Raw genomic sequence first — 262 nt, 5'->3', positions numbered from 1 at the left:
CTCTAGGCAAAGCGACGTGTGGTTTGCTCGCCGAGCGGCTGGGGGTCGTCGGCAGTGTCGTGGTGACCGAAACGGCGGCGGCGCTACTGATCGGGGCGACTCTATGCACGCCGCTGATCCCGACGCTTGTGCTGCTCACGCCGCTTGGCATCGTCCTCAACGGTACATCCTCGGTGCTGTATGCCACCGTGCCCCAGCTTTCCAATGCGGACACAGGGCGCGCCTTCGCGATCTTCTACACCAGCGTCATCGGATCCGGCGG

At 64.9% G+C, this 262-nt stretch carries 1 pseudogene; it reads left to right on the top strand.

Annotated features, from left to right (window positions below):
- Nucleotides 1-262, top strand: a pseudogene (locus tag ACYQ6W_RS22745) (MFS transporter); the annotation flags it as partial.

The sequence above is a fragment of the Acidisoma sp. 7E03 genome (assembly GCF_054665075.1).
Note: the sequence above shows the minus strand (reverse complement) of the source record. Positions and strands in the feature narration are given on the sequence as shown.